This window comes from Halorussus marinus, from assembly GCF_004765795.1.
In the GTDB taxonomy this organism is placed as follows: domain Archaea; phylum Halobacteriota; class Halobacteria; order Halobacteriales; family Haladaptataceae; genus Halorussus; species Halorussus marinus.
The window spans coordinates 122,667-147,113 of the sequence record NZ_SBIV01000006.1; the positions used below are offsets into that span (position 1 = coordinate 122,667).

The 24,447-nt window shown below is 69.8% G+C and carries 30 protein-coding genes and 1 tRNA gene; 26 read left to right on the forward strand and 5 right to left on the reverse strand.

Translation table 11 applies throughout. The features are described 5' to 3' along the window. Positions 1–189 precede the first annotated feature (189 nt). From EPY72_RS12960 to EPY72_RS12975, 4 genes are all read left to right on the forward strand, one after another. On the forward strand, positions 190–705 hold the full coding sequence (locus EPY72_RS12960) for a J domain-containing protein (protein WP_134671332.1): 516 nt from the start codon (positions 190–192) through the stop codon (positions 703–705). A 192-nt stretch (positions 706–897) separates the two neighbouring features. Beyond that, positions 898–1,947 carry a restriction endonuclease gene (locus tag EPY72_RS12965; RefSeq protein WP_135806694.1) on the forward strand — a complete coding sequence of 350 codons (1,050 nt, stop codon included), beginning with the start codon at positions 898–900 and terminating at the stop codon, positions 1,945–1,947. Between the two features lie 72 nt (positions 1,948–2,019). Then, on the forward strand, positions 2,020–3,657 hold the full coding sequence (locus tag EPY72_RS12970; RefSeq protein WP_134671334.1) for a GTPBP1 family GTP-binding protein: 1,638 nt from the start codon (positions 2,020–2,022) through the stop codon (positions 3,655–3,657). A gap of 37 nt (positions 3,658–3,694) precedes the next feature. Then, the gene (locus EPY72_RS12975; protein ID WP_135806695.1) at positions 3,695–4,015 is read left to right on the forward strand and encodes a hypothetical protein; all 321 of its coding nucleotides are present in this window, start codon (positions 3,695–3,697) and stop codon (positions 4,013–4,015) included. A gap of 21 nt (positions 4,016–4,036) precedes the next feature. Here EPY72_RS12975 and EPY72_RS12980 read toward each other — a convergent pair whose 3' ends face one another. The 4 genes from EPY72_RS12980 to EPY72_RS12995 form a co-directional block, all read right to left on the reverse strand. Beyond that, the gene (locus EPY72_RS12980; RefSeq protein ID WP_135806696.1) at positions 4,037–4,777 is read right to left on the reverse strand and encodes an HAD family hydrolase; all 741 of its coding nucleotides are present in this window, start codon (positions 4,775–4,777) and stop codon (positions 4,037–4,039) included. Positions 4,778–4,803: 26 nt separating this feature from the next. Continuing rightward, positions 4,804–5,292 carry a double winged helix-containing putative transcriptional regulator gene (locus tag EPY72_RS12985; RefSeq protein ID WP_134671337.1) on the reverse strand — a complete coding sequence of 163 codons (489 nt, stop codon included), beginning with the start codon at positions 5,290–5,292 and terminating at the stop codon, positions 4,804–4,806. Continuing rightward, on the reverse strand, positions 5,292–6,230 hold the full coding sequence (gene mch / locus EPY72_RS12990; RefSeq protein ID WP_135806697.1) for a methenyltetrahydromethanopterin cyclohydrolase: 939 nt from the start codon (positions 6,228–6,230) through the stop codon (positions 5,292–5,294). The genes EPY72_RS12985 and mch overlap by 1 nt, the downstream gene beginning before the upstream one ends. Before the next feature lie 73 nt (positions 6,231–6,303). Beyond that, on the reverse strand, positions 6,304–6,615 hold the full coding sequence (locus EPY72_RS12995) for an MTH1187 family thiamine-binding protein (RefSeq protein WP_135806698.1): 312 nt from the start codon (positions 6,613–6,615) through the stop codon (positions 6,304–6,306). Between the two features lie 176 nt (positions 6,616–6,791). Here EPY72_RS12995 and EPY72_RS13000 point away from each other — a divergent pair, with 176 nt between their 5' ends. Further along, the gene (locus EPY72_RS13000; RefSeq protein WP_135806699.1) at positions 6,792–12,776 is read left to right on the forward strand and encodes a S8 family serine peptidase; all 5,985 of its coding nucleotides are present in this window, start codon (positions 6,792–6,794) and stop codon (positions 12,774–12,776) included. Between the two features lie 91 nt (positions 12,777–12,867). On the opposite strand, the gene EPY72_RS13005 is transcribed toward EPY72_RS13000, so the two are convergent. Continuing rightward, a tRNA-Gly gene (locus EPY72_RS13005) sits at positions 12,868–12,938 on the reverse strand. 221 nt (positions 12,939–13,159) lie between these two features. Here EPY72_RS13005 and EPY72_RS13010 point away from each other — a divergent pair. The 21 genes from EPY72_RS13010 to EPY72_RS13110 are packed head-to-tail and all read left to right on the forward strand — an operon-like array spanning position 13,160 to position 24,444. Further along, complete coding sequence (locus EPY72_RS13010; protein ID WP_134671341.1) at positions 13,160–14,044, forward strand: putative RNA uridine N3 methyltransferase; 885 nt, start codon at positions 13,160–13,162, stop codon at positions 14,042–14,044. A 4-nt stretch (positions 14,045–14,048) separates the two neighbouring features. Further along, positions 14,049–15,065 (forward strand): 50S ribosomal protein L3, encoded by a 1,017-nt coding sequence (locus tag EPY72_RS13015; RefSeq protein ID WP_135806700.1) that lies wholly within the window; start codon positions 14,049–14,051, stop codon positions 15,063–15,065. 3 nt (positions 15,066–15,068) lie between these two features. Continuing rightward, positions 15,069–15,815, forward strand: coding sequence for a 50S ribosomal protein L4 (rpl4p, locus tag EPY72_RS13020; protein WP_134671343.1), 747 nt, complete (start codon positions 15,069–15,071; stop codon positions 15,813–15,815). Continuing rightward, positions 15,812–16,066: a 50S ribosomal protein L23 gene (locus EPY72_RS13025; RefSeq protein WP_134671344.1), complete on the forward strand. Its 255-nt coding sequence runs from the start codon at positions 15,812–15,814 to the stop codon at positions 16,064–16,066. The genes rpl4p and EPY72_RS13025 overlap by 4 nt, the downstream gene beginning before the upstream one ends. Before the next feature lie 3 nt (positions 16,067–16,069). Beyond that, entirely contained in the window at positions 16,070–16,789 is a 720-nt protein-coding gene (locus EPY72_RS13030) for a 50S ribosomal protein L2 (RefSeq protein WP_134671345.1), read from the forward strand. 1 nt (position 16,790) lies between these two features. Next, positions 16,791–17,216 carry a 30S ribosomal protein S19 gene (locus tag EPY72_RS13035; protein ID WP_134671346.1) on the forward strand — a complete coding sequence of 142 codons (426 nt, stop codon included), beginning with the start codon at positions 16,791–16,793 and terminating at the stop codon, positions 17,214–17,216. 3 nt (positions 17,217–17,219) lie between these two features. Beyond that, positions 17,220–17,681 (forward strand): 50S ribosomal protein L22, encoded by a 462-nt coding sequence (locus EPY72_RS13040; protein ID WP_134671347.1) that lies wholly within the window; start codon positions 17,220–17,222, stop codon positions 17,679–17,681. Then, the gene (locus EPY72_RS13045) at positions 17,681–18,601 is read left to right on the forward strand and encodes a 30S ribosomal protein S3 (RefSeq protein ID WP_134671348.1); all 921 of its coding nucleotides are present in this window, start codon (positions 17,681–17,683) and stop codon (positions 18,599–18,601) included. Before EPY72_RS13040 ends, EPY72_RS13045 begins: the two co-directional genes overlap by 1 nt. Continuing rightward, the gene (rpmC, locus tag EPY72_RS13050; RefSeq protein ID WP_135806701.1) at positions 18,601–18,819 is read left to right on the forward strand and encodes a 50S ribosomal protein L29; all 219 of its coding nucleotides are present in this window, start codon (positions 18,601–18,603) and stop codon (positions 18,817–18,819) included. The genes EPY72_RS13045 and rpmC overlap by 1 nt, the downstream gene beginning before the upstream one ends. 1 nt (position 18,820) lies before the next feature. Next, positions 18,821–19,249 carry a ribonuclease P protein component 1 gene (locus tag EPY72_RS13055; RefSeq protein ID WP_135806702.1) on the forward strand — a complete coding sequence of 143 codons (429 nt, stop codon included), beginning with the start codon at positions 18,821–18,823 and terminating at the stop codon, positions 19,247–19,249. Then, positions 19,240–19,620: a 30S ribosomal protein S17 gene (locus EPY72_RS13060; protein ID WP_134671351.1), complete on the forward strand. Its 381-nt coding sequence runs from the start codon at positions 19,240–19,242 to the stop codon at positions 19,618–19,620. Before EPY72_RS13055 ends, EPY72_RS13060 begins: the two co-directional genes overlap by 10 nt. Continuing rightward, positions 19,620–20,018 carry a 50S ribosomal protein L14 gene (locus EPY72_RS13065; RefSeq protein WP_134671352.1) on the forward strand — a complete coding sequence of 133 codons (399 nt, stop codon included), beginning with the start codon at positions 19,620–19,622 and terminating at the stop codon, positions 20,016–20,018. The genes EPY72_RS13060 and EPY72_RS13065 overlap by 1 nt, the downstream gene beginning before the upstream one ends. Beyond that, the gene (gene rplX / locus EPY72_RS13070) at positions 20,015–20,371 is read left to right on the forward strand and encodes a 50S ribosomal protein L24 (protein WP_134671353.1); all 357 of its coding nucleotides are present in this window, start codon (positions 20,015–20,017) and stop codon (positions 20,369–20,371) included. The genes EPY72_RS13065 and rplX overlap by 4 nt, the downstream gene beginning before the upstream one ends. Then, positions 20,368–21,111: a 30S ribosomal protein S4e gene (locus tag EPY72_RS13075; protein WP_134671354.1), complete on the forward strand. Its 744-nt coding sequence runs from the start codon at positions 20,368–20,370 to the stop codon at positions 21,109–21,111. The genes rplX and EPY72_RS13075 overlap by 4 nt, the downstream gene beginning before the upstream one ends. Next, a complete protein-coding gene (locus EPY72_RS13080; RefSeq protein ID WP_134671355.1) occupies positions 21,108–21,632 on the forward strand; it encodes a 50S ribosomal protein L5 in 525 nt (174 codons plus the stop codon). The genes EPY72_RS13075 and EPY72_RS13080 overlap by 4 nt, the downstream gene beginning before the upstream one ends. After that, positions 21,629–21,811, forward strand: a complete 183-nt coding sequence (locus EPY72_RS13085) for a 30S ribosomal protein S14 (protein ID WP_132059700.1) — start codon at positions 21,629–21,631, stop codon at positions 21,809–21,811. Before EPY72_RS13080 ends, EPY72_RS13085 begins: the two co-directional genes overlap by 4 nt. 2 nt (positions 21,812–21,813) lie before the next feature. After that, the gene (locus tag EPY72_RS13090; RefSeq protein WP_134671356.1) at positions 21,814–22,206 is read left to right on the forward strand and encodes a 30S ribosomal protein S8; all 393 of its coding nucleotides are present in this window, start codon (positions 21,814–21,816) and stop codon (positions 22,204–22,206) included. A gap of 2 nt (positions 22,207–22,208) precedes the next feature. Continuing rightward, positions 22,209–22,745: a 50S ribosomal protein L6 gene (locus tag EPY72_RS13095; protein WP_134671357.1), complete on the forward strand. Its 537-nt coding sequence runs from the start codon at positions 22,209–22,211 to the stop codon at positions 22,743–22,745. Positions 22,746–22,748: 3 nt separating this feature from the next. Beyond that, positions 22,749–23,453 carry a 50S ribosomal protein L32e gene (locus tag EPY72_RS13100; RefSeq protein ID WP_134671358.1) on the forward strand — a complete coding sequence of 235 codons (705 nt, stop codon included), beginning with the start codon at positions 22,749–22,751 and terminating at the stop codon, positions 23,451–23,453. Further along, positions 23,450–23,890: a 50S ribosomal protein L19e gene (locus EPY72_RS13105; protein WP_134671359.1), complete on the forward strand. Its 441-nt coding sequence runs from the start codon at positions 23,450–23,452 to the stop codon at positions 23,888–23,890. The genes EPY72_RS13100 and EPY72_RS13105 overlap by 4 nt, the downstream gene beginning before the upstream one ends. A 2-nt stretch (positions 23,891–23,892) precedes the next feature. Then, positions 23,893–24,444 carry a 50S ribosomal protein L18 gene (locus tag EPY72_RS13110; protein ID WP_134671360.1) on the forward strand — a complete coding sequence of 184 codons (552 nt, stop codon included), beginning with the start codon at positions 23,893–23,895 and terminating at the stop codon, positions 24,442–24,444. Positions 24,445–24,447: the final 3 nt, after the last annotated feature.

The following is a 24,447-nucleotide window of genomic DNA, read 5'->3' on the forward strand; positions in this document are numbered from 1 at the left end:
AGTCGCGTTCGAGCGCCCTCCGCCGGACGGCATCATCGGGCGACTCCGGCCGGTCACCTGCTCGGAGCCGGTTCGCAAAACGCCGTGCGTCCGAGTCGACGCCGCGCCCACTTAAATTCCGCGCCGGCAGACCGTCGGCCCGACCGCCGGTAGCGAGACGCTTACGGGGATGGGCGCCAACGTCGAACTGTGAACCGAACGCGGTTCCTGTTCGGACTGGCGGCGGTGCTCGCGGGCATCGCCACGCTCCAGTTCGTGCTGGCGTTCGTCTACTCGCCGGCCCTGCTGGGGGTGGCGCTCCCGTTCGGCGCGGCCGCGTATCTGGTGTGGTACCAGGCGAGCGGTCGACTCCGCGAGCGCGTCGAGCGCGGGCGGGCAGGCCAATATCGTGACCGCGGGACCGAGGCCGGGGGGTTCGGCGCCGGCCCGCGAGAGTCGTTCTCGGGACGCCGGGGCGGGTTCGGCGACCGCGAGGCCGGGGGCGGCCGTCGCCGCCGGACTCGCGGGGCGGCCGGCCCCCGGACCGACGCCGGCCCGACCGCGGCCGAGGCGTACCGAACGCTCGGCCTCGACGCCGACGCCGACGAGGAGGCGGTCCGGGAGGCGTACCGCGAGCGCGTGAAGTCGGTCCACCCGGACCGCGAGGGCGGCGACGAGGAGGCGTTCAAACGGGTCAACGACGCCTACGAGCGCCTCCGGGAGTAGACGATCCGGGGTCGGCGGGCCGACCGCGGGGACGTGCTAAATATCAGTGTCTCGGCAGTTCCGAGATGGGACCTCTCAGTTCCTGCAAAACGACTACTGCTCTCTTGGCGATCCAAATCCTCCGCGACTGTCGGTTGTCTCGCTTTCGTATTCGGTCGCAGGGGTGATGTTTTTTATACGGGGCCTGCGGATGTGAGATCGAACGCAGTCCCCGCGGTGACTACCATGTTGCAGGAAATGGACCAGTCGGAGTTCGGGCAGTTCGTGGCGGCCCTCTGGGACCAGCAGGGCTGGGAGACGCAGGTCAAGACCGACGACGGTCGGACGTTCGTCGCGGTCCAGCGCCCCGAGACCGGCGACGAGGGACTGCTCTGGGCGATCCCGGCCTCGGCCGGCGAGGTCGGCGGCAAGCAGGTCCAGCAGTTCGTCAAACTCTGTCGGGAGTACGGTGTCGACGAGGCCGCCATCGTCTCGGCGGGGTCGGCCTCCGACCACGCCGAGAAGGCCGCCCAGGGGACCCAGATCAAACTGCTCGACGGTGAGGGCGTGATGACGTTCCTAGAGCGTCGCGACATGACCGATCTGCTCGAACGCCACGCCGGGGGCGCGACCGGAGGCGGATCGGACGGCGGGTCGCCGGTCGACCGAGTCCGGGCGATCGCCGAGACCGCGGTCGGGCGCGTCTCGGGCCTCGCCGGCGGGGTCGACTCGCGGGGGCTCGCACTCGCGGTGGTCGTCGCGGTCGCGATCGTCGCGGCCGGGGTGCTCGGCGTACCGTCGATCCCGTTCATCGGCGGGGGCGGCGACGACATCACCGCCGAGTCGGTCTCCCCCGAGGGGGCGAACGCCAGCCTCTACGTCGCGTGGAACGCCGCGACGACCGACACGATCGACCCCAACGAGTCCGACGAGTTGGCCTACCGGGCGCCCGAGGGGACCCGGTTCGTCGTGGTTCGGATGTCGGTCAACAACACCGGCGAAACACAGACGCCGTTACGACAGGCCGCGTTCCGGTTCCGAGCCAACGGCACGACCTACGACAACCAGACGCTGGCCGACCACGACGGCTTCGTCGACCTCCCGATGGGGCCGACATCGAACCGCGTGGTCTGGACCGTGTTCGTGGTTCCCGAGGGGGTTTCGGGCGGCACGCTCGTGTACGACCAGAACGCGACCGACGCGACGGTGGCCGTCGAGTTCGAGCGCGACACCGCCATCTCGACGAACGTGACCGCGCGGTGACTCCCCGAACCCGTGGTACTGCGCCTCACACTCCGGGCAAGGCTTTTGCCGACTCCGGCCTAATCGCGCGGTATGTGCCCTAACCGGGCCACGTTGCAACGCGCTCTCGATCGCGGCGAGCGAGAGGGCGGCAGCGTCGAGTTCAAGGAGCGACTCACCAGAGACCTCCACCTCGGGGACGGTCGGATGGAGAGTCTGGCGGCACAGCTCAGACACCGCGTGCTGTCGGGCGACGGCGAGGCCACTTACGTGGTCGGCGTCACCGACGACGGCGGGATCGCGGGAATCAGCCACGACGCCTTCTCGGAGTCGATGGACGTGCTGAGCCTGCTCGCCGAGGAGGCGGGCGCCCACATCGAGGACGTCCAGACGTGGGGGATCGACGACGACGGGTCGGTGGCGACCAACCGCGACGGCGGGGCCGACGGCCTCGTCGGCGTGGCGACGATCCGGGAGGGCGCGATGCTCGACACCGACAGCGACCACATCGTCGTCGGGACCGCGGGCCACGTCGACCACGGCAAGTCCACGCTGGTCGGGTCGCTGGTGACCGGGCAGGCCGACGACGGCGAGGGCGGCACCCGGGGCTACCTCGACGTCCAGCCCCACGAGGTCGAGCGGGGGCTCTCGGCCGACCTCTCGTACGGCGTCTACGGCTTCGACGGCGAGGGGCCGGTCCGGATGGACAACCCCCACCGGAAGTCCGACCGCGCCCGGGTGGTCGAGGAGTCCGATCGGCTGGTGTCGTTCGTCGACACCGTCGGCCACGAGCCGTGGCTCCGGACCACGATCCGGGGGCTGGTGGGTCAGAAGCTCGACTACGGCCTGCTGACCGTGGCGGCCGACGACGGCCCCACGAAGACGACCCGCGAGCACCTCGGGGTGTTGCTCGCGACCGAACTCCCGACCATCGTCGCGATCACCAAGGCCGACGCGGTCACCGACGACCGCCTCGCCGAGGTCGAGCGGGCGGTCGAGCGCCTGCTCCGGGACGCGGGCAAGACCCCGCTCCGGATCGAGCGCTACGGCGTCGACGCCGCGGTCGAGGAGATCGACGAGAGCGTGGTCCCGGTGCTCACTACCAGCGCGGTCACGATGACGGGGCTCGACACCCTCGACGAGCTGTTCGAGCGCCTCCCCAAAACCACCGCCGACGCCGGGGAGTTCCGGATGTACATCGACCGGAGCTACTCGGTCACCGGCGTGGGAGCGGTCGCGTCGGGCACCATCATGGCCGGAGAGGTCGAGGCGGGCGACGAACTCCTGCTCGGGCCGATGGCCGACGGCGAGTTCCGGGAAGTCGAGGTGCGGTCGATCGAGATGCACTACCACCGGGTCGATCGGGCGACGGCCGGCCGGATCGTCGGCATCGCGCTGAAGGGCGTCCAAGAGGCCGACATCGAGCGCGGGATGGTGCTCGTGCCGGCCGGCTCCGAGCCCGAGCCCGTCCGGGAGTTCGAGGCCGAGGTCGTGGTGCTCAACCACCCCACCCGGATCCGCGACGGCTACGAGCCGGTGGTCCACCTCGAAACGATCAGCGAGGCCGCGCAGTTCCACCCCGAGGGCGGCCAACTGCTTCCCGGCGACTCGGGTAAAACGCGCGTCCGATTCAAGTTCCGGTCGTACCTCTTCGAGGAGGGCCAGCGGTTCGTGTTCCGCGAGGGCCAGAGCAAGGGCGTCGGCACCGTCACCGACCTCGACCCCTCCTGATCGCGTGGTTTTTGTAGGGCGAGCGAGCACTACGTTTGTGAACCGCGACAGAGCCGTCGAGATCGCCGTCGGCGTGTTCGTCACCGCGCTGTTCGTCCTGAGCGCCTTCGGGGTCTACGGCGCGGTGCTCGAGGGCGAGGGAGTGCTCTCGGCGCTGTTCGGGGTCTACCTCACAGGGCTGTTGTTGTTCGCGGTCCTTCGGGACTCGATGGGGACCCGCGGCTGGCGGCTCGCGTTCTTTTCGGGGGTCGCGGTCTGGGGTACCTACGAGTACTTCGCGGCCGACGGCGGCGTCCTCTCGCTAGCGCTGGCGGCGATCGGCGTCGTGATGGTCGCCGCGAACGCGATCGACCGGTAGTCCCGCGGTGAGCCGCCGGGCTCACCACGGCGCGTCGCGCAACTCCGCCAGCGACACGAGCGAGTAGTGGGGCGCCGGGTCGGGGTCCGCGTCCGACTCGGCCGGCACCCAGACCGACCGCAGTCCCGCGGCGTGGGCGCCCGCGACGTCCGAGGACAGGGAGTTGCCGACGTGGACGGCGCGGCCGGCCGGGATTCCCAGCGCGTCGAGCGCGCGGTCGAACGGCTCGGGGTCGGGTTTGGGCGGAGCGTCGTGGCCCGCGAACACGATCGTCTCGAAGCGGTCGGCGAGCCCCGCGGCTTCTAGCTTCGTCGTCTGCATCTCCGGCGGCCCGTTGGTCACCACGCCGAGCGCGTGGTCCGCCCCGAGCGCGTCGAGGGCCTCGACCGCGCCCGGTAGCGTCGACACCCGGGTCTGGTCGCGCTCGGCCGCGTAGGCCGCGGCGACCCGCCGGCCGAGGGCGGGGTCGCGCCCGCGGCGCTCGGCGAGGTCGGCAAAGCAGGCCGCCCGGCCCTCCGCGATCGAGACGCCCGGTCCGAGGTGGTCGCCGAACCGTTCGAGGTACGCTTCGGCGCCGAAGAAGGGCTCGACGCCCGCCGCCTCGAAGGCGACTTCGAGCAGTTCGGTCGGCGAGCGGTCGTACTCGACGAGGGTGCCGTCGAGGTCGAACAGGACCGCGTCGGCGGGCGAGTCGGAAGTCGACGCCGCGCGGTCGTCGTTCGGATGCGGGTCGTCGTTCGGGTGTGGGTCGTCGCTCGTCATACTGATGGGTTCGTCGTCGCCGCGGGTTACGGCCCGCGGTAGCCGCCGTCGGCGCGCTCGGCCAGTCCGAGGAGCACGCACCACTCCAGGATGTGCCCGACTCGCTCGCGCCAGAGCTGTTCCCACGAGTTCGGGTTCTTGTGGTGTTCCCACGTCGGCACCTCGTCGCGGAACCGCTCGAAAGCCGCCTCCACGGAGAGGGGCTCGTCGGCGTCGTCTAACGCCGCGAGGATCGCTGGCGCGCCGAAGACGTGGTCGCGGAACCGCTCGCGGAGGTACTCGGGGTCGGGGTCCCGGCGGAGCCGTACGAACCCCGAGTCGGTCTCCTCGGCCAACCCGAGCGCCCGGAGGAAGGTGAGCCACGTCCGGGCCTCGTCTCGCATCTGGAGGTCGGTCCGGTCGAGCAGTCGGGCACAGCAGTCGTCCTCGGTGCCGGGAACGAGCGGGACCGCCCGCTGGGCCTCGGCCACGGAGTCGAGATCGGCGGGCGGTTCGGGGACGAGCTTGAAACGCATCAGTCCCCGAGGCCGAAGCTCTCGGCCAGCAGTCGTTCGTCGCGCCCGCCGACGACGTGGGTGTCGCCGCCGATCACGTTGACCGTCGCCCGCGCGGGCGCGAAGACGCTCTCGTCGACCTCGTAGAAGTCCCAGTCGACCGACTCGAAGATGTCGGCGAACCGCGTGCCGTACTCGTCGGTCGCGGTCGAGACGATCTCGTCGAACCGGTCGAACTCCTCGCGGACGGTGAGGTGGACCCGACCGCCGTACGCCAGCGCGTCGTTGGTGCGAGCGATGGCGGTCTGCTCGTCGTCCGCGACCGGCGCGACCGGCGCCGACCCCGTCGCGTTCACCACGTCGAGGGGGTCGTAGCCCAACTCCGAGAGCCGGAACACCGCCATCTCGGCTGCGCGGGCCGCGACGCTGACGCTCCCGGCGAGGCTCGCGGTCGGCGCCGTCGGGAGGAAGACGCTCGACGGCTCGACGCCGGTCAGGTCCGCGACGTGGTCGGCGACCGACGCCGTCGGGTAGTCGTCGCTCTCGACCGCCAGCACCGCGAACTCGAACTCGTCGCGGTAGCCCACCCGGGCGAACTCCTCTTCGTCGGCGACCAGCGCGCGGGCCGGCCCGCTCCCGAGGCCTTCGAAGTCGTCGGTCGCGACCTCCCAGCCGGCCTTCTGGGCGCACAGCAACGCCAGCGCGGGATGGTCGGTCGAGAGCTCGACGTGGGGCAACGGGGCGTCGGCCACGTCGTCGAGCCGGCTCTGGACCGTGGCGAGCCCGCCGGTCTGGAGCTCCGCGAGCAGGAGGCCGGCCTCGACGCCGGCGTCGAACTCGTGGCCGAAGTCGAGCACCGTCGCGCCGTTGTCGAGTTCGTGGGCGCCGATGTCGAGTTCCTCGGCGAAATCGAGCGCTTCGTCGGCGAGTTCGAGCGCGTTGCGATTGAGACTGTCCATGGACGTGGGTTGGGCGCGATCCGGTAAACAGTTTTCAGTCTGGCTCGCGCGGGCGTTCGGCGCCCGCGAGGTGTTATCGGTCGCGTCTCGCCTCGCGGCCCAGCGCGTCCTCGACGGCGTCGACCTTCTCGCCGGCGCGCTGGTCGCGCACTCGCTTGTCGTCGATCTTGAGGAACGTGCTCACCCGGTCGCCGTCGACCGCCTCGTGGGCGGCCTGTGCGGCCGCGAACAGCTCGTCGACCGAGTCTGCCTCGATCGTGGTCCCCATCGGCGTCGTCTCGTAGGAGACCTCGAAGTCATCGAGCGCGGCGACCGCCTTGGCGACCTCCCCGGCCATGCTACCTTCGGTGACTGGTGCGACGCTCAGGAAACCGATCGTCGTCATACCGGACTACGCGCGCCCGAGCCAGTTCAAGATACCGCCGCGCGACCGCTCCGGGGTCGCCTCGCGTCCGGGGCGGCGACCGCCCGGCGGTAAGTCAGGTTTCATATCAGAATTTAGTTTCTAATTGAAGGAAAGTATTTAAATATACGTAGTGGGACCTGCCGTCGATCACTCGAATGAGCGACCGGCCCCGTCCGCGGGCGCGACGGCTCGCGGCGACGCTCGCGTTCGTCGCGGTACTCGTGACCAGCGCCGCGGTTCCGGCGTTCGCGGCGCCGGCCCCGACCGGTGGCGCGCCGGCCGCCGCCGACCGCGCGGCGACGGCTGTCACCGCCCCGCCGGCCGGACTCGGACCGGACGCGACCGCCTCCGAGGGCATTCCGCGCCCGCCGGGGGTCAACGAGACCGCCGACGTCGAGATCATCGGCGCGAACGACTCGGAGTCCCCGACGGGCGCGAACCGGACCGACGTGACCCTCGTCACCGGCCAGACCGTGACCGCGGTCGAGACCGCGAACGGGACCCGATACCGGGTCGCCAGCGACGACCGAATGCGGAAGGTGACGACCGGCGACGCCACCTACGTCTACCCCGCGGGAGTCGACTTCGAGACGTTCGGCCGCCGGCTGTTCGACGTCGATCTCCTCGTTCGACAGAACCTGACCGACGCCGAGACCGACGCTATCCCGGTCATCGTCAGCGGCCCCGACCGGCCGGGCCCGACGGCCGAGGAGCGAACTCCGGCCGACACGCTCGAGGCGGTCGAGGGCGTCCGACCGCGGGCGACCCTCGACAGCATCGGGGCCGCGGCCGCGACCGTCGGGAAGGCGCGGGCCCGACGGGCCGCCCGGCGGTTCGCGGCCGACGACGCCGTCGCTCGCGTGACCCTCGACGCGAAACACCGCCTCGACCTGCGCGACGCCGACGAAGCGGTCGGCGCGACGCGGGCCCGCCGGACCTACGGCGCGACCGGCGACGGGGTCACGGTGGCGGTCGTCGACAGCGGCATCGACGACGATCACCCCGCGATCGACCGGGTGGTCGCCGAGCGCGATTTCACCTACGAGGGCCGGACCGACGATCCCAACGGTCACGGCACGCACGTCGCCGGCATCGTCGCCAGCGACGACGAGACCTACACCGGGATGGCGCCCGACGCCAGCCTGATCGACGCCCGGGTGCTGACCGAGGACGGGTGGGGGTACACCTCGTGGATCCTCGCTGGGATGGAGTACGCCGTCGACAGCGGCGCCGACGTCGTCAGCGTGAGCCTCGGCGGGAGCGTCGGCTCCGAGCGGTCCGACGACCGTTACACTGAGGCGGTCGACAGCGCGACCGATCGCGGCGCCGTGGTGGTCACGTCCGCGGGTAACGGCGGCGACGCGTACGGCACCGTCACTACGCCCGGCATCCAGTCGCGGGCGCTCACGGTCGGCGCGAGCGTCGACGACGACGGGATTCCGGGCTTCTCCTCGCGCGGGCCCACCAAGTACGGCTACTACCTCAAGCCCGATCTGGTCGCCCCGGGCTGGGGCGTCGTCAGCGCGGCGGCCGGCACCGACGGCTTCGCGCGCAAGACGGGCACGAGCATGGCCGCCCCGGCGGTCAGCGGGGTCGCCGCGCTCCTCCTCGAGGACAACCCCGACTGGTCGCCCGCCCGGATCCGGGGCGTCCTGACGGCGACGGCCGACCCACTCTCCGGGCCAGACGTCTACACGCAGGGGGCGGGCGTCCTGAACGCCACCGAGGCGCTCGGCTCTGAACTGGCGGTCGCGCCCGCCACCGTCGACTTCGGCACCCTTCGGCGCGGCGACGACGCCGCCCGGACCGTGAAGCTCACCAACACCGGCGACGAGACGACGACCGTCGACGCCGACGCCGCCGCGACCGACGTCCGAGACGGCGACGCGGCGCCGGTTTCGGTGAACCGCTCGACCGTCTCGGTCGACCCCGGCGAGACCGCACACCTCCGTCTCGCGGTCGACGCCGGCGACGCGTCGCCGGGCACCTACTCCGGGCGGCTCTCGGTCGGAAACCACACCGTCGTCTTCGGGTTCGTCCGCGAACACGCGATCACCGTCGAGAAGGCGCCGGTCCCGAACACCTCGACGGCGGGCGACCGCGTCTGGCTGTTCGCCGACCGACCGGGCCGGTCGAAGCTCACCGGCCGGGACGGGCTCGTCCGGCTGAACGGCTCGTCGACCACCTACCACGCGGTCGGCGGCGGGACCTACCGGCTCCTCTCGTCGGGCCGCGACGAGCGGACCGGCGAACCGATCGTGTTCGAGCGGACGCTGACCGTCGACGGCGACGAGCGGGTCGTCCTGAACGAGACCGAGACGGTCCGCCACGACCTCGACACCGGCGAAATCGGCCCGGTCGCGACCCGGAACGTGACCGTCGACTACGCCGCGACCACCGCGTCGGGCCGGACGTACGGCGGCTCCATCACCGCCCCGAACCCGGACGCGCCGGCGGTCCGGTTCGGGCCGGACTCGGCGCTGAACGCCACCGTGGGCCGCCTGTTGGTCTCGAACGGCTCCGGGGACGGGGCCGCGTTCGACGCGGCCGCGGTCTACCACCTACTCCACGAGGTCGACGGCGTCGACGGGGGTCGGACGACGACCGTCGACCCCGACGCGCTCGCGGCGAAGAACGTGACCTACCGGCGGGCGAGCCGGGACGGCTCGTACGAGGCGACGATGCGGGCGACTGCGGGCGAGTTCACCCACGCCGTCGTCGGGGGCGTCGGCGACCGCCGGACCCAGACGGTGTATCTCACCGACGGCGTCGACGACCACGCGATCGGCGCGTCCGGCGACGAGTGGCGGCTGACCCCGTCGGCGACCGGCTTCCACGGGCCGAACGCGACCAGCGAGGTCGCGTTCAACCGCCACCCGTTCCTCGGGAGCCTCCGGTGGACCGTCGACGACGGCGACCTCCGATATCGCGCGGCCGGCCAGACCGACGGGGACGGCCACCGGTTCGCGGACGGTCGCGCGGACTCGATCCGGGTCCGGGTCGACGGCCGCGAGAGGCTCTCCCGAGAGCTCGGGGGCGCGCCGGCGTGGCGAGACCCGGGCGTCGAGATCGCCCCCGGCGCCGATCTCGAACTCACGGTCGTCGGCCGGAACGGCGCGACCCCGCTCTCGACCCGGACCGTGACCACCCACCGCGCGACCTACGCGCCGGGCGACGACGACACGCCGCCGGGGCTCCGCTCGCTCGCGGTCCGCGAGCTGTCGGCGAACAACACCGCCGGCCGAGACCTCCGGGTGCGGTTCGCGGTCGACGGCGACGCAGAGCGCGCGGAGGCGTGGCTGGCGACCGACGCCGAGGCGGTCCCGTTCGGCGGCGACTCGGCCCCGGCGGGCGACGATCCGACGGGCTGGACCGCGGGGTCGGTCGAGCGCGTCGACGCGCCGGGCGACGCCGCGGTCTACGAGGCGACCTTCCGAGTGGCGGCGGGGCATCTCGGCCGGGTTGACCTCGCGGTCGCCGCGACCGACGACCGGGGCAACGCGATGGAGTCGACCGTCTTCGACGCCGTCCGGGTCGACGCTCGGGGACCGGCCGTCGCGGTCGCGTCGCTCGGGGCCGACGGGTCGACCGCGACCGACGGCTCGATCCACACCAACGGCACGGTGTCGGCGAACGTCACGGCCGACGACGCCGCCGGGGCGGTCGGGAACGTCTCGCTCGGGCTGTCGGCGGCGTTCGCGAACTACCGGACCGAACTCCCCGCCGCCCGGACGCCCGACGGCGACTGGGCGGTCGACGGCGACCTGACCGACCTGCCCGACGACGGCACCTACTCGGTCCGGGCGCTCGCCCGCGACCGGTTCGGCAACGAGAACCGCACCGCCCCGGCGGGAACGGTCGCGCTCGATCGCGAGCCCCCGGCGCTCGGCGCGACGCTGACCCGGGTCGACGACGCGACCGGCCGGGTGACCGTCTCGGCCGACGAGCCGCTGGCGTCGACGCCCGAGGCGACGGTCGAACGTCCGAACGGCACGGCGACCGACGTGGCGCTGAACGCGACCGGCGACCGCGAGTGGGCCGGGACCGTCTCGCTCGCGGACGGCGACGCCGGCTACGGCGTGACCGCGACCGCCACCGACCGCGCCGGCAACCCCGGTCGCGCGGTCTCGAACGCGAGCGTCGCGGCGGTCGACGCCAGCCCCGGTCGCCCGGCGACGGTCTCGCCGGCGGGGTCGGACGCGTTCGTCCGACTCCGGACCGACCGGGGTACGAACGGCTCGGTGACTCTGACCCAGAGCGGGTCGGCGCTCGCGCCGCTCGAACCCGGACTGACCGGGCTGGGCTTTCTGAACGGCGATCTCGACTCGGCGGTGTCCGGCGCGCTCGCGAACGCAACCGTCGGAATCCCCGTCGACGAGTCCCGACTCCCGCCCGGCGTCGCACCCGGCGACGTCGAGGTACGCTACCGCGACCCGGCGACCGGCGGCTGGGACCGGCGTGCGACCGCGGTCCGGAACGTGACGGTGGACGGCGCCACGGACGCCTACTGGGTCGCGAACGTCACCCGCTTCTCGACGTACGGCGCGGTCGCGCCCGACGAGACCCCGCCGACGATCGACGGTCGGGCGCCCGACGGCGGCGAGTACCGGCGCGACGGTGGGGTGCCGGCCGTCGCGTTCGAGTACGGCGACGACCGCTCGGCCGTCAACGCCAGCGCGGTCGAACTGTTCGTCGACGGCGAGCGCGTGACCGACGCTCCCGCGACCAGCGTCACGAGCGAGGCCGTCCGGTACGGCGGGGCGTTCGACTACGGGACCCACGCCGCGACCGTCCGCGTGGTCGACGAGGCGGGCAACGCGGCGAACGCGACGACCACGTTCGCGGTCGTCGGCGACGAGACGCCCCCGCGCGTGGTCGAGGCCTCGCCCGCCGACGGCGCCGAACTCCCGGCGGGCACCGACAGCCGCCGGTTCGAGTTCGCGCTCGCCGACGACGCGACCGGCGTGAACCCCGACGCCGTGCGAGTCCGGTACGACGGCGCGGATGTGACCGCCGACGCGACCGTCTCCGCCGACGCGGTCGCGTACACCGTCGACTCGCTGGCCGACGGGTCCGACCACGCGATCGAACTGGTCCTCGAAGACGAGGCCGGCAACGGCGCGACCTACACCCACGCGTTCGGCGTCGCCGACTCGGAGCCCGAGCAGACCGGCGGTGGCGCCGGCGGCGGAGGCGGGTCTGGCGGCGGGTCCGTCCCGCCTCCGTCAGTCCGGGCCGAGGTCACCGAGCGCGACGCCGCCAGCGCCACGATAAAGATAGTAAGCGCCCGCGCGGACGCGCCCGGTCGCGTGACGCTCGACGACGGCCTCCGCGGGGGCGAGGTCGCGTTCCGGACGGTCGGACTCACGCCGGCGAGCTCGGAGCCCGAGCCGCGATTCTTCCTCGGTCTCGACGCCTCCGCGGGGGCGCCGACCGGCGTTCCCGCGCTCGCGGACGCGAGCCGGACGCTCGGCTACCTGAACGCGACGCCGACGTACATCGCGGACGGCGAACTCGACGCGGTGTGGGTAAGCTTTGGGGTGGACACCGCGACCACGGACGCCCCGGCCGGCGTCTCGCTGTACCGGTACGCCGACGGCGACTGGCGGCGACTCGACACCGATCTCGTCGGGACGCGGGACGGCGCCCACCGATTCACCGCGAGCGCCGCCGGCACCGGCGCCTTCGCTGTCGGGCTCGACGAGCCAGTCTTCGAGGTGCGGAGCGCCGGCCTGAACGCCTCGTCGGTGCGGGTCGGCGAGGCGGTCGCGGTGACAGCGAGCGTCGAGAACGCGGGGACGGCGGCCGGTATCGAACGCGTCGGGCTCGCGGTCGACGGCGAGACCGTTGTGACGGCGAACGTGACGCTCGCGCCCGGCGAAACCGAGGCCGTTCGGTTCGATCGGGCGTTCGAGACGCCCGGAGAGCGCTCGATCGCGGTGGGCGGGGCCACGGCGGGGACGCTCGCGGTGACCGCAGACCGGGCCGAGACGCCGGAACCGACGACCGCCGAAACCGACGCGACCGACGACCCGACCCGCGACGGCGGAACCACCACTGGGGCGCCGGGATTCGGACTCCTCGCGACGGTCGTCGCGTTGGTCGGCGCCGTGGTGGCCGCCCGGCGCGAGTCCTCGTGAACCGCCACGGGCTCTCGGGCGTCTGTCGAAGCGGGAGAGAACGGTGGGGCTGTCGGAGACGTAACTCGGCGAAAAGCGGATCGGAGAGAAGTGCGCCGGCTGGGATTTGAACCCAGGTTGCGACCATGGCAAGGTCACGTGATACCACTACACTACCGGCGCCCTGCGGGCCTTCGTCTGCATTCACACATAACCGGAGGATACTAAATAAGGCTTCCGAATCGCGGGCAGAGCGAGGCCCGGTACCACGGTTCAATCGCCGAGTTCCGCCGCGAGCGACTTTGTGAGCGCCTCCCATCGCCGGGCGAGAAGCGGCACCCTTTTACGACCCAAGCCGGTACGATTCGCTACAGTCTAGTGACCAGCCGTCGAAGCGTCACGGTATGACCGTCAGCGTACTCGTTCCGTCGTCCCTCGTCCGGGAAGCCGAGGACAAACGCGAGGCAACTCGCAAGCTCGGCTACGTCGCCCGCGCGGCGATGGTGTTCCGGGCCGATCGCCTCGGGGTCTTTCCGGACCCCGACGGCGAACGCCACTGGGGCGGCGGGTTCGTAAGCACCGTGCTGGAATACGCCGCGACGCCGCCCTACCTCCGAAAGGAGGTATTCGGCAAGCGCGACGAACTGGAGTACGCGGGCGTCCTACCGCCGCTCCGCGGCCCGTCGCTGACCGGCTCCGAATCCGAGGGTTCGGGGTCGTTAAGACAGGGAATCGTGACCGAGGTCGGACCTGAAGGGCGCGTTCGGGTCAATTGCGGACTGCAACACCCGATCTCCCTCGTCGCACCGCCGAAAATGGCGGTCGAAGAGGGGGAGCGCGTCACCGTCAGGATCTCTTCGCGAAGTCCGGTCCGTGCGAAGCTCGTCGACGAACCCCTCCCGGGGTTCGGAGTGACGCGCACGGACCTCCCGGCGGCCCTCGACCGCGACGACGCGGGCGTTCGCATCGCGACGTCCCGCCACGGGGTCGAACTGACGACCGGGCGGCTGACCGAACTGGTCGGCCGCACAGCCGACGACGGGATGACCGTCGCTTTCGGCTCGCCCGGTCGCGGCCTGCCGGAGATACTCGACCTCTCGGTCGACTCGCTCGGCGACCCGGGCGACGGCCGCGAGGACGAGGCGGACGCGGAGTCCGGAGTCGAATCGGGCGCACCCGGCCGGTTCGACCTCTGGGTCAACGCGGTTCCGAATCAAGGCAGCGAGGTCGTGCGAACTGAAGAAGCGATGTTCGCCGCCCTCGCCTGCCTGAACCTCAAAGAGAAGTGATACGATGCCAGAAACAAGCAGACCACGAAAAGGTTCGCTAGGGTTCGGCCCCCGCACGCGTGCGGCCAGCGAGGTTCCGCGCTTCAACTCGTGGCCCGACGGCGACGGCAGTCCGTCGCTCCAGGGCTTCGCGGGTTACAAGGCCGGCATGACCCATGTGGTGATGGTCAACGACGAGTCCGACTCCCCGCGCGAGGGGATGGAGGAGACCGTGCCCGTCACCATCGTGGAGACGCCGCCGATGCGAGCGGTCGCACTGCGAGCCTACGAGCAGACGCCGTACGGCAAGAAGCCGCTGACGGAAGTGTGGGGCGGAGAGTTCCACGAGGAACTCGACCGCACCCTCGACATCCCGAAGGAGTACGACACCGACGCCGCCGCCGACGAACTGCGCGAAGCAGTCGCGGACGGCGACGTCGCGGACCTCCGGGTCGTCACCCACACCGTCCCGAGCGAGATCGCCAGCGTCCCCAAGAAGAAGCCCGACGTGATGGAGACTCGCGTCGGCGGCGGGTCGCTGGACGAGCGCGTCGACTTCGCGCTCGATCTCCTCGACGACGGCGGGGAACACGCGATGAACGACGTGTTCCGCGCGGGCGAGTACATGGACGTCAGCGGCGTGACCAAAGGGAAAGGAACGCAGGGCCCCGTCAAGCGGTGGGGCGTCCAGAAGCGCAAGGGCAAGCACGCCCGGCAGGGCTGGCGGCGCCGGATCGGTAACCTCGGCCCGTGGAACCCCTCCCGCGTGCGCTCGACCGTCCCCCAGCAGGGCCAGACCGGCTACCACCAGCGCACCGAACTCAACAAGCGCCTCGTCGACCTCGGCGAGGGCGACGACATCAACGTCGACGGCGGCTTCGTCAACTACGGCGAGGTCGACGGCGAGTACGCGCTGGTCAAAGGCTCGGTGCCCGGCCCGGACAAGCGCCTCCTGCGCTTCCGTCCCGCCGTCCGACCGAACGACCAACCGCGCCTCGACCCCGAGGTGCGGTACGTGAGCACCGAATCCAACCAGGGATAAACCATGCAAGCAACTATCCGAAACCTCGACGGCGAGGAAGACGGCAGTGTGGACCTGCCGGACGTGTTCGAGACGACCGTCCGGACGGACCTCATCGAGCGCGCCGTCCTCGCCGCTCAGGCAAACCGAAAGCAGGACTACGGCGCCGACGATTACGCCGGGATGCGGACCTCGGCGGAGTCGCCCGGCAGCGGCCGGGGCATGGCCCACGTTCCCCGAACGAACGGCGAGGCCGCCCGGGTCCCGCAGGCCGTCGGGGGTCGCAAGGCCCACCCGCCGAAAGAAGAGAAGGATCGCTCGCTCGACATCAACACCAAAGAGCGCAAGCAGGCGGTGCGGAGTGCGGTCGCCGCGACCGCCGACGCCGACCGCGTGGCCGAGCGCGGCCATCAGTTCGACGACGACCTCGACCTGCCGCTCGTGGTGAGCGACGACTTCGAGGACCTCGTGAAGACCAAGGAAGTCGTCTCGTTCCTCGAAGCGGTCGGCGCAGACGCCGACGTCGAGCGCGCCGAGGAGAACCGCTCGATCCGGGCCGGTCAGGGGACGACCCGCGGCCGGAAGTACAACACGCCCCGGTCGGTCCTGTTCGTGACCAGTAGCGAGCCCTCGAAGGCCGCCCGCAACCTCGCAGGCGCCGACGTGGCGACCGCCCGCGAGGTCAACACCGAGGACCTCGCGCCCGGCGCCGACGCCGGCCGACTCACCGTCTGGACCGAGAGCGCGATCGAGGAGGTGGCCGACCGATGAGCGGTATCATCGAGTACCCGTGGGTCACCGAGAAGGCGATGAACGAGATGGACTTCAAGAACAAGCTCCAGTTCATCGTCCACCTCGACGCCGACAAGCCCGAGATCCGCGAGGAGATCGAGGACCAGTACGAGGTCACCGTCGAGAAGATCAACACGCAGGTCACCATGAACGGCGACAAGAAGGCCACGGTGACACTCTCGGAGGACGACGACGCGCAGGAAGTCGCCTCGAGAATCGGGGTGTTCTGACACATGGGACGACGAATTCAAGGACAGCGACGCGGTCGCGGGACCTCCACGTTCCGAGCCCCGTCGCACCGGTACAAGGCGGACCTCACGCACAAAAAGCCCGAAGAGCGAGACGTGGTCTCGGGGACGGTCGTGGACATCGAACACGACCCGGCCCGGAGCGCGCCGGTCGCGGCCGTCGAGTTCGACGACGGCGACCAGCGGCTCATCCTCGTGCCCGAGGGCGTCGGGATCGGCGAGCAACTCCAGATCGGCGTCAGCGCCGAGATCAAGCAGGGCAACACGCTCCCGCTCGCCGAGATTCCGGAAGGCGTCCCGGTGTGTAACGTCGAGAGCAGTCCGGGCGACGGCGGGAAGTTCGCCCGCGCGTCCGGCGTGAGCGCGAGCCTCATCACCCACGACCGCGACGCCGCGGTCGTCGAACTCCCGAGCGGCGAGGTCAAGCGGCTCTCGCCCGACTGCCGGGCCACCATCGGCGTGGTCGCCGGCGGCGGCCGGACCGAGAAGCCGATGGTCAAGGCCGGGAACAAGCACCACAAGATGAAAGCGCGGGGCACCAAGTGGCCGAACGTGCGCGGCGTCGCGATGAACGCCGTCGACCACCCGTTCGGCGGCGGTGGCCGCCAGCACCCCGGCCGACCGAAGTCGGTCTCGCGGAACGCGCCGCCGGGCCGCAAGGTCGGAGACATCTCGTCTCGACGAACGGGACGAGGAGGGAACTAACATGAGCGAAGGCGAGTACAGAACCGGCCGCGAGGGTGAGTTCACCTTCCGCGGTCACACGCTAGACGAGTTGCAGGAGATGGACATCGACGAAGTCGCGGAACTGCTTCCCGCACGCCAGCGGCGAACTATCGAGCGGGGCCTGTCCACCGAGCAGCAGAAACTGCTCGAAGAGGCCCGCGAGGCCGGCGAGGAGGAGACGGCCAACGACCCGATCCGCACTCACCTGCGGAACATGCCGATCCTCCCGGAGTTCGTCGACAAGACGTTCGCGGTGTACACCGGTCAGAGCTTCGAGCGCGTGCGCGTCGAGCCCGAGATGCTCGGCCACTACCTCGGCGAGTTCCAGCTGACCCGAACCTCGGTCGAACACGGACAGGCCGGTATCGGGGCGACCCGCTCCTCGAAGTTCGTGCCACTCAAGTAAATCATGGGAATCAGCTACAGCGTCGAGGCCGACCCGGACACCACCGCCAAGGGGATGCTCCGGGAGCGGCACATGAGTCACAAGCATAGCAAGGCCATCGCCCGCGAGATCAAGGGCATGACCGCCGCCGACGCCGTCGACTACCTCCAGCAGGTCATCGACGGCGAGCGGTCGGTGCCGTTCAAGTCCCACAACAGCGGCGTGGGCCACCGAAGCGACATCGACGGCTGGGACGCCGGTCGCTACCCCGAGAAGGCCAGTTCGGCGTTTCTCGACCTCATCGAGAACGTGGTCAACAACGCCGACGAGCAGGGCTTCGACGGCGAGGAGATGGAGATCATGCACGTCGCCGCCCACAAGGTCGGCGAGGTCCAGGGCCGCAAGCCCCGCGCGATGGGTCGCGCGAGCGCGTGGAACACCATGGAAGTAGACGTCGAACTCATCCTCGAGGAGGCTGACGAGTAATGGCGGACGAACACCAGTTCATCGAAGACGGGCTCCAGCGCTCCCAGATCGACGAGTTCTTCAGCGACGAACTCGGGCGCGCCGGCTACGGCGGCATGGACGTCGCCAAGACCCCGATGGGAACCCAGATCGTGCTGAAGGCCGAGAAGCCCGGCATGGTCATCGGCAAGGGCGGCAAGAACATCCGGAAGATCACCACCCAGCTCGAGGAGCGGTTCGACCTCGACGACCCGCAGATCGACGTTCAGGAGGTCGACGAGCCCGACCTGAACGCCCGGATCGTCGCCGACCGGCTCGCAAACGCCCTCGAACGCGGCTGGTACTTCCGGAAGGCCGGCCACACCACCATCGACCGAATCATGGACGCGGGCGCGCTCGGCGCCGAGATCGTCCTCTCGGGCAAGGTGTCCGGGGCGCGTTCGCGCGTCGAGAAGTTCAACCGCGGCTACATCAAGCACAACGGCGAACCCGCCGAGGACATCGTCGACCACGGCCAGGGCGTCGCGGTGATGAAGCTCGGCACTATCGGCGTGGACGTCAAGATCATCCCGCCGGGCGCCGACCTCCCCGACGACTTCGAGATCCACGAGGGCGCGAGCCCCGAAGAGGTCGTCCCGGAGGCCGTCGAGGCCAACGAGTCGGTCGAGGAACTGCTCGACGAGCCGACCGACGAAGAACTCGAAGAGCTCGGCGCCGACGAGGCGGCCGAAGACGCCGACGAGTCCGACGAGCAGGCAGTCGACGAAGAGGTCGTCGAGGAGGTCCTCGAAGAGGAGACCGCGACAGACGAGGAGTCCGACGCGGACGCCGAGGCCGACGAGTCGGTCGAAGAGGAGCTCGACGAACTCGAAGAAGAGGTCGAACAGGAAGCCGAGGAGCTCATGGACGAGATGGACTCCGACGAGGAGGGTGACGAATAATGGCGATCGTTCACGTCGAGGAGATCCGCGACATGACCCCGGCAGAGCGCGAATCCGAGCTCGAAGAGCTCGAGACCGAACTGCTCAACGCGAAGGCCGTGAAGGCCGCGGGTGGCGCGCCCGAGGACCCCGGCCGATTCCAGGAACTGCGCCGGACCATCGCGCGCATCAAGACGGTCCAGCGCGAGAAAGGCGACCTGGACGAAGACGACGAATAACATGCCACTCACACCCGAAACGCTGACGCGACACGAGCTCAACGGGCTGTCGGTCCGCGTCGTGGACGCGGCCAATCCGGACCTCGTCGGAATCGAGGGCCGGGTGGTCGCCGAGACGCGGGCCACGCTGAGCGTCGCGTCGGCCGATCGGGTGCGGCAGGTGCAAAAGCAGGGCTCGACGTTCGAGTTCGCGCTCACAGATGAACCCGCCGACTGCTCCGGGCCGCGCTCGGAGCCCCGTCCCGTCTCGCGTGACGGCGCCGCCAAGGAGTCGGGGACCGCGTCCAAACGGGGATCGGAAACTGCCGGAGGTCGCTCCGGTCAGTCTGGTCACTGCGAGGGCGTGGCCTACGTTACGGTGGATGGCGCGCGACTGCTCTCACGACCCGAACTACGCACCGAGAAGGCAGGTGAATCCAGATGGCAATAGGACTGAACGTAACAGAACCGGAGGAGACCTGCTCCGACGAGAACTGTCCCTTCCACGGAACGCTTTCCGTGCGCGGACAGACCCTCGAAGGAGAGGTCGCCTCCACAGACATGGACAAGACCGTGATCGTCGAGCGAGAGTACGACGTTCCGGTGCCGAAGTACGACCGGTACATGAAACGCCGGTCCCGCGTTCCGGCTCACGCGCCGGAGTGCCTCGGCCTGGAAGTCGGCGACACGGTTCGTATCGCAGAGACCCGACCGCTTTCGAAGACGAAGTCCCACGTCGTCGTCGAGACCCTCGACACGACCGAGGACTTCGGAGCGGGCGGCACCGAACACGCCGAAACCGACGAGGAGGGCGAAGACTGATGGAGGCACTGAAGGCTGACGTCACGCAGGGCCTCGCGAAGGGCTCGCTGCTGACCTGCGCCGACAACACCGGCGCGCGCGAAGTCAAGGTCATCAGCGTCTCCGGCTACTCGGGCACCAAGAGCCGACACCCCAAGGCGGGGATCGGCGACAAGGTGACCGTCTCGGTCACCAAGGGTACCCCCGAGATGCGCCGGCAGGTGCTGGAGGCGGTCGTCGTCCGCCAGCGCAAGCCCATCCGTCGCCCCGACGGCACCCGCGTCAAGTTCGAAGACAACGCGGCCGTCATCATCGACGACGTCGAAGAGCCCCGCGGGACCGAGATCAAGGGTCCGATCGCGCGGGAAGTCGCCGAACGGTTCGGCTCGATCGCGAGCACGGCTACGATGATAGTATGACTGAACAACCACGCAAACAGCGAAACCAGACCGAAAGCGCCTCGCTCCACGAGCGTCACAAGCAGGTCAACGCCACGCTGTCCGACGACCTCCGCGAGGAGTTCGACACCCGGCGCGTCCGGGTCAACGCGGGCGACACCGTCGAGGTGATGCGCGGTGACTACGCCGGCGAAGAAGGCGAAGTCATCGACGTCGACCTCCGCGACGCGGTCGTTCGCGTCGAGGACGTGACGACCGAGAAGGCAGACGGGGAGGAAGTGCCCCGGGCGCTCGACGCGAGCAACCTCCGCGTGACCGACCTCGACCTCGAGGACGACGTGCGCGAGGCGCGCCTCCGAGGTGACGACGAATGAGCAACCACCAGAAACGACTCTCCGTTCCGAAGTCCTGGCCGGTCGAGCGCAAGACCGAGACGTTCACCGTGAAGGCCCAAGGCCCCCACGGCGAGGACGGCGTCCCGCTGCTGATCGTGCTGCGGGACGTGCTGGGCTACGTCGCGTCGCGGAAGGAAGCCCGCTACGCGCTCGAACAGGGCACGGTGCTGGTCAACGGCGACGCGAACGTCGCCGAGGACCGTCCCATCGGGATGTTCGACATCCTGGCGTTCACCGAGCGCGACGAGTACTACCGGGTGTTCCCCGACGAGGGCGGTCGGCTCGCGCTGACCCCCATCGACGCCGCGGACGCCGACAGCAAGCTCTCGAAGATCGAGGACAAGACGAAGGTCGCCGGCGGCCGGACGCAGCTCAACCTCCACGACGGGCAGAACCTGCTCGTCGAGGACGACGAGTACGCCGCCAAAGACTCGATCGTCATCGACAACGACGACGGCGAGATCGTCGCCCACTTCCCCTACGAAGAGGGGAGCCTCGTGACCGCGGTTCGGGGGTCCCACGCCGGCGACATCGGCGAGGTCGACGAGATCCAGACCACTCCCGGCAGCGGTTCGAACAACGTCGTGGTCGACGCTGGCGACGACTCGTTCGAGACGGTCGAGGAGTACGTCGTCGTCATCGACGAGAACTTCGTCGGCGACGAGGCGGACGCCGCCTCTGACGACGAGAGCTCCGAGGACGGAGGTGACGACGAATGAGCGAGTCGCAGGCCGACTTCCACGAGATGCGGGAGCCGACCATCGAGAAGATCGTCGTCCACATGGGCGTCGGCGAGGGCGGCCGCGCGCTCGCGGACGCCGAGGAGATCATCGAGGACGTCACCGGCCAGCAGAGCGTTCGGACGCAGGCGAAGGCCACCAAGCCCGAGTTCGGCATCCGGCAGGGCGACCCGATCGGCGCGAAGGTCACCCTGCGCGACGACGAGGCCGAGGAGTTCCTCGAGACGGCACTCCCCATCGCGGACGTTTCGGCCGGGCAGTTCGACGACACCGGGAACTTCAGCTTCGGCATCGAGGAGCACACCGAGTTCCCGAGCCAGGAGTACGACCCCAACGTCGGCATCTACGGGCTCGACGTGACGGTCAATCTCGTCCGTCCCGGCTACCGTGTCTCGAAGCGAGACAAGGTGACCCGTTCGATTCCGTCGGGTCATCGACTGAGCGCAGAGGACGCCATCGCGTACCTCGAAGCCAACTTCGACGTGGAGATAGAGCAATGAGCGAAAGCGAAACCGAATCCGACGCGACGGGAGAGCACGCGGCCAAACGCACTGGCCAGATCGAGGAGTGCCAGCGCTGTGGCCGCAAGCAGGGACTGGTCGGCAAGTACGACATCAATCTGTGTCGCCAGTGCTTCCGCGAGATCGCCCGAAGCATGGGATTCAAGAAGTACCGATAACCATGGCAGGAAACGATCCGCTGGCCAACGCACTCTCGGGCGTGGACAACGCCGAGAGCGTCGGGCATCTGAGCCACACGGTACAGCCCGCCTCGAACGAGATCGGCAGCGTACTCGAAGTCCTCTACGACCGAGGGTACATCGACGGCTTCGAGTTCGTCGACGACGGTAAAGCCGGAGAGTTCGAGGTCGAACTGAAAGGCGCAATCAACGAGTGCGGCGCGGTCAAGCCCCGGTACTCGGCCGGGGCCGACGAGTTCGAGAAGTGGGAGAAGCGGTTCCTCCCCGCCCGGGACTACGGGGCGCTCGTCGTCACGACCAGCCGCGGCGTCATGAGCCACTACGAGGCCCGCGAGCGCGGCGTCGGTGGCCAGATCATCGCCTACGTGTACTAACAATGGCACGAGTAGAACTGGAAATTCCGGACGAGGTAACCGCCGAGATGGACCACCTCGAACTCACCGTCGAGGGTCCGAACGGCGCCGTCACCCGACGCCTCTGGTACCCCGACGTGACCGTCGAAACGGACGACGGCTCGGTGGTCATCGAGAGCGAGGAGAACGACGCGAAGACGAACGCGACCGTCGGCACGTTCGAGAGCCACGTTCGCAACATGTTCCACGGCGTGACCGAGGGCTGGGAGTACACCATGGAGGTGTTTTACTCTCACTTCCCGATGCAGGTCCGCGCCGAGGGCGACGAGGTCGTCATCGAGAACTTCCTCGGAGAGAAAGCCCCGCGACGGACCGACGTTCACGGCGACACGACCGTCGACGTGGACGACGAGGTCGTCCGTCTCAGCGGCCCGAGCATCGAGGACGTCGGCCAGACCGCCGCGGACATCGAGCAGTTGACCCGCGTGCAGGACAAGGACACCCGCGTGTTCCAGGACGGCGTCTACATCACCGAGAAGCCCCAGACTGGAGGTGTCTAACGAATGGCAGACGAACCCCAAGAGCTTGAAGACATCAGCGGCGTCGGCCCGAGCAAGGCCGACTCGCTGCGCGAGGCCGGCTTCGACGCCGTCGAGGACGTCAAGGCGGCCAGTCAGGACGAGCTCGCCGAGGTCGAAGGCATCGGGAACGCCCTCGCGGCCCGCATCAAGGCGGACGTGGGCGGGCTCGAAGTCGAGGACGAGACCGAGGCAGAGATCGAAGAAGACGAGACCGAAGCCGACGAGGCCGAGGCCGAGGAGGTCGAGACCGAACTCCAGCCCCGCGGGCTGGTCGACAAGACGCCCGACCTCACCGAGCGCGAGGAGGAACTGCTCGCCCAGCGCAAGCGCGTGGGCAAACCGCAGTTCAACCGTCAGGACTACCACAAGAAAAAGCGCACCCCGACCTCGTGGCGGCGTCCGAAGGGGACGCTGTCGAAACAGCGCCGCGGCATCAAGGGCAAGGGCCCGAAGGTCGAGGCGGGCTACCGCACGCCGAAGGCGGTGCGCGGCAAGCACCCCAGCGGCTTCGAGGAAGTCCGCGTCCACAACGTCGACGACCTCGAGGGCGTCGACGGCGACCGCGAGGCGGTCCGCATCGCCTCGAAGGTCGGCGCCCGCAAGCGCGAGCGCATCGAAGAACAGGCAGAAGACCAGGGCGTCCGCGTCCTGAACCCGACCTACGAGGAAGTGGAGGTCGACGAATGACTGACCTGAACGCACAGAAGCGACTCGCCTCGGACGTGCTCGACGTCGGCGAGAACCGCGTCTGGTTCGACCCCGACGCGCAGGGCGACATCGCGGAGGCGATCACCCGCGAGGACATCCGCGAACTCGTCGAAGACGGCACGATTCGGGCCAAGGACAAGAAGGGCAACTCCCGCGGTCGCGCCCGCAAGCGCAAGCAAAAGCGCGACTACGGGCACCAGACCGGCCCCGGCACCCGCAAGGGGAAGGCGGGCGGTCGCCAGAACGAGAAAGAACAGTGGCAGAAGACGATCCGCGCACAGCGCCGGAAGCTCAAGGAACTCCGCGCCGAGGGTGAGATCACCCAGTCGCAGTACCGCGACCTCTACGACAAGGCGAAAGGCGGCGAGTTCCGGAGCGTCCGGTATCTGCTGAACTACATCGAGAGTAACTACTAACCATGGCAACAGGACCACGATACACGGTGCCGATGCGCCGTCGCCGCGAGGTCCGGACCAACTACCATCAGCGGTTGCGCCTGCTGAAATCCGGTAAGCCCCGGCTGGTCGCTCGCAAGAGCAACAAGCACGTCAGGGCGCAGCTGGTCACGATGGGTCCGGACGGCGACGAGACAGTCGCGAGCGCCTTCTCGGGCGACCTCGAGGAGTACGGCTGGGAGGCCCCCACGGGCAATCTCCCGAGCGCGTACCTCACGGGGTACCTGCTCGGAAAGCGTGCGCTCGACGCGGGGTACGAGGAGGCGGTGCTCGACATCGGCCTCAACACCGCGACGCCCGGCAACAAGGCCTTCGCGGTGCAGGAGGGCGCTATCGACGCCGGCCTCGAGATCCCCCACAACGAGTCGGTGCTCGCCGACTGGTCGCGTAACCGCGGCGAACACATCGCCGAGTACGCCCAACAGCGCGACGAGCCCCTCTACAGCGGGGAGTTCGACGCGACGGAACTGCCCGAGCACTTCGACGACGTGCTCGAAACGCTACAGGAGGACTAACAC

What these genes read in the sequence shown, in the direction of transcription:
- EPY72_RS12970 (WP_134671334.1), top strand. Translation starts at nt 2,020, where the DNA reads ATGTGCCCTAACCGGGCCACGTTGCAACGCGCTCTCGATCGCGGCGAG.
- EPY72_RS12980 (WP_135806696.1), bottom strand. Translation starts at nt 4,777, where the DNA reads ATGACGAGCGACGACCCACACCCGAACGACGACCCGCATCCGAACGAC.
- EPY72_RS12985 (WP_134671337.1), bottom strand. Translation starts at nt 5,292, where the DNA reads ATGCGTTTCAAGCTCGTCCCCGAACCGCCCGCCGATCTCGACTCCGTG.
- mch (WP_135806697.1), bottom strand. Translation starts at nt 6,230, where the DNA reads ATGGACAGTCTCAATCGCAACGCGCTCGAACTCGCCGACGAAGCGCTC.
- EPY72_RS12995 (WP_135806698.1), bottom strand. Translation starts at nt 6,615, where the DNA reads ATGACGACGATCGGTTTCCTGAGCGTCGCACCAGTCACCGAAGGTAGC.
- EPY72_RS13000 (WP_135806699.1), top strand. Translation starts at nt 6,792, where the DNA reads ATGAGCGACCGGCCCCGTCCGCGGGCGCGACGGCTCGCGGCGACGCTC.
- EPY72_RS13010 (WP_134671341.1), top strand. Translation starts at nt 13,160, where the DNA reads ATGACCGTCAGCGTACTCGTTCCGTCGTCCCTCGTCCGGGAAGCCGAG.
- EPY72_RS13015 (WP_135806700.1), top strand. Translation starts at nt 14,049, where the DNA reads ATGCCAGAAACAAGCAGACCACGAAAAGGTTCGCTAGGGTTCGGCCCC.
- rpl4p (WP_134671343.1), top strand. Translation starts at nt 15,069, where the DNA reads ATGCAAGCAACTATCCGAAACCTCGACGGCGAGGAAGACGGCAGTGTG.
- EPY72_RS13025 (WP_134671344.1), top strand. Translation starts at nt 15,812, where the DNA reads ATGAGCGGTATCATCGAGTACCCGTGGGTCACCGAGAAGGCGATGAAC.
- EPY72_RS13030 (WP_134671345.1), top strand. Translation starts at nt 16,070, where the DNA reads ATGGGACGACGAATTCAAGGACAGCGACGCGGTCGCGGGACCTCCACG.
- EPY72_RS13035 (WP_134671346.1), top strand. Translation starts at nt 16,791, where the DNA reads ATGAGCGAAGGCGAGTACAGAACCGGCCGCGAGGGTGAGTTCACCTTC.
- EPY72_RS13040 (WP_134671347.1), top strand. Translation starts at nt 17,220, where the DNA reads ATGGGAATCAGCTACAGCGTCGAGGCCGACCCGGACACCACCGCCAAG.
- EPY72_RS13045 (WP_134671348.1), top strand. Translation starts at nt 17,681, where the DNA reads ATGGCGGACGAACACCAGTTCATCGAAGACGGGCTCCAGCGCTCCCAG.
- rpmC (WP_135806701.1), top strand. Translation starts at nt 18,601, where the DNA reads ATGGCGATCGTTCACGTCGAGGAGATCCGCGACATGACCCCGGCAGAG.
- EPY72_RS13055 (WP_135806702.1), top strand. Translation starts at nt 18,821, where the DNA reads ATGCCACTCACACCCGAAACGCTGACGCGACACGAGCTCAACGGGCTG.
- EPY72_RS13060 (WP_134671351.1), top strand. Translation starts at nt 19,240, where the DNA reads ATGGCAATAGGACTGAACGTAACAGAACCGGAGGAGACCTGCTCCGAC.
- EPY72_RS13065 (WP_134671352.1), top strand. Translation starts at nt 19,620, where the DNA reads ATGGAGGCACTGAAGGCTGACGTCACGCAGGGCCTCGCGAAGGGCTCG.
- rplX (WP_134671353.1), top strand. Translation starts at nt 20,015, where the DNA reads ATGACTGAACAACCACGCAAACAGCGAAACCAGACCGAAAGCGCCTCG.
- EPY72_RS13075 (WP_134671354.1), top strand. Translation starts at nt 20,368, where the DNA reads ATGAGCAACCACCAGAAACGACTCTCCGTTCCGAAGTCCTGGCCGGTC.
- EPY72_RS13080 (WP_134671355.1), top strand. Translation starts at nt 21,108, where the DNA reads ATGAGCGAGTCGCAGGCCGACTTCCACGAGATGCGGGAGCCGACCATC.
- EPY72_RS13085 (WP_132059700.1), top strand. Translation starts at nt 21,629, where the DNA reads ATGAGCGAAAGCGAAACCGAATCCGACGCGACGGGAGAGCACGCGGCC.
- EPY72_RS13090 (WP_134671356.1), top strand. Translation starts at nt 21,814, where the DNA reads ATGGCAGGAAACGATCCGCTGGCCAACGCACTCTCGGGCGTGGACAAC.
- EPY72_RS13095 (WP_134671357.1), top strand. Translation starts at nt 22,209, where the DNA reads ATGGCACGAGTAGAACTGGAAATTCCGGACGAGGTAACCGCCGAGATG.
- EPY72_RS13100 (WP_134671358.1), top strand. Translation starts at nt 22,749, where the DNA reads ATGGCAGACGAACCCCAAGAGCTTGAAGACATCAGCGGCGTCGGCCCG.
- EPY72_RS13105 (WP_134671359.1), top strand. Translation starts at nt 23,450, where the DNA reads ATGACTGACCTGAACGCACAGAAGCGACTCGCCTCGGACGTGCTCGAC.
- EPY72_RS13110 (WP_134671360.1), top strand. Translation starts at nt 23,893, where the DNA reads ATGGCAACAGGACCACGATACACGGTGCCGATGCGCCGTCGCCGCGAG.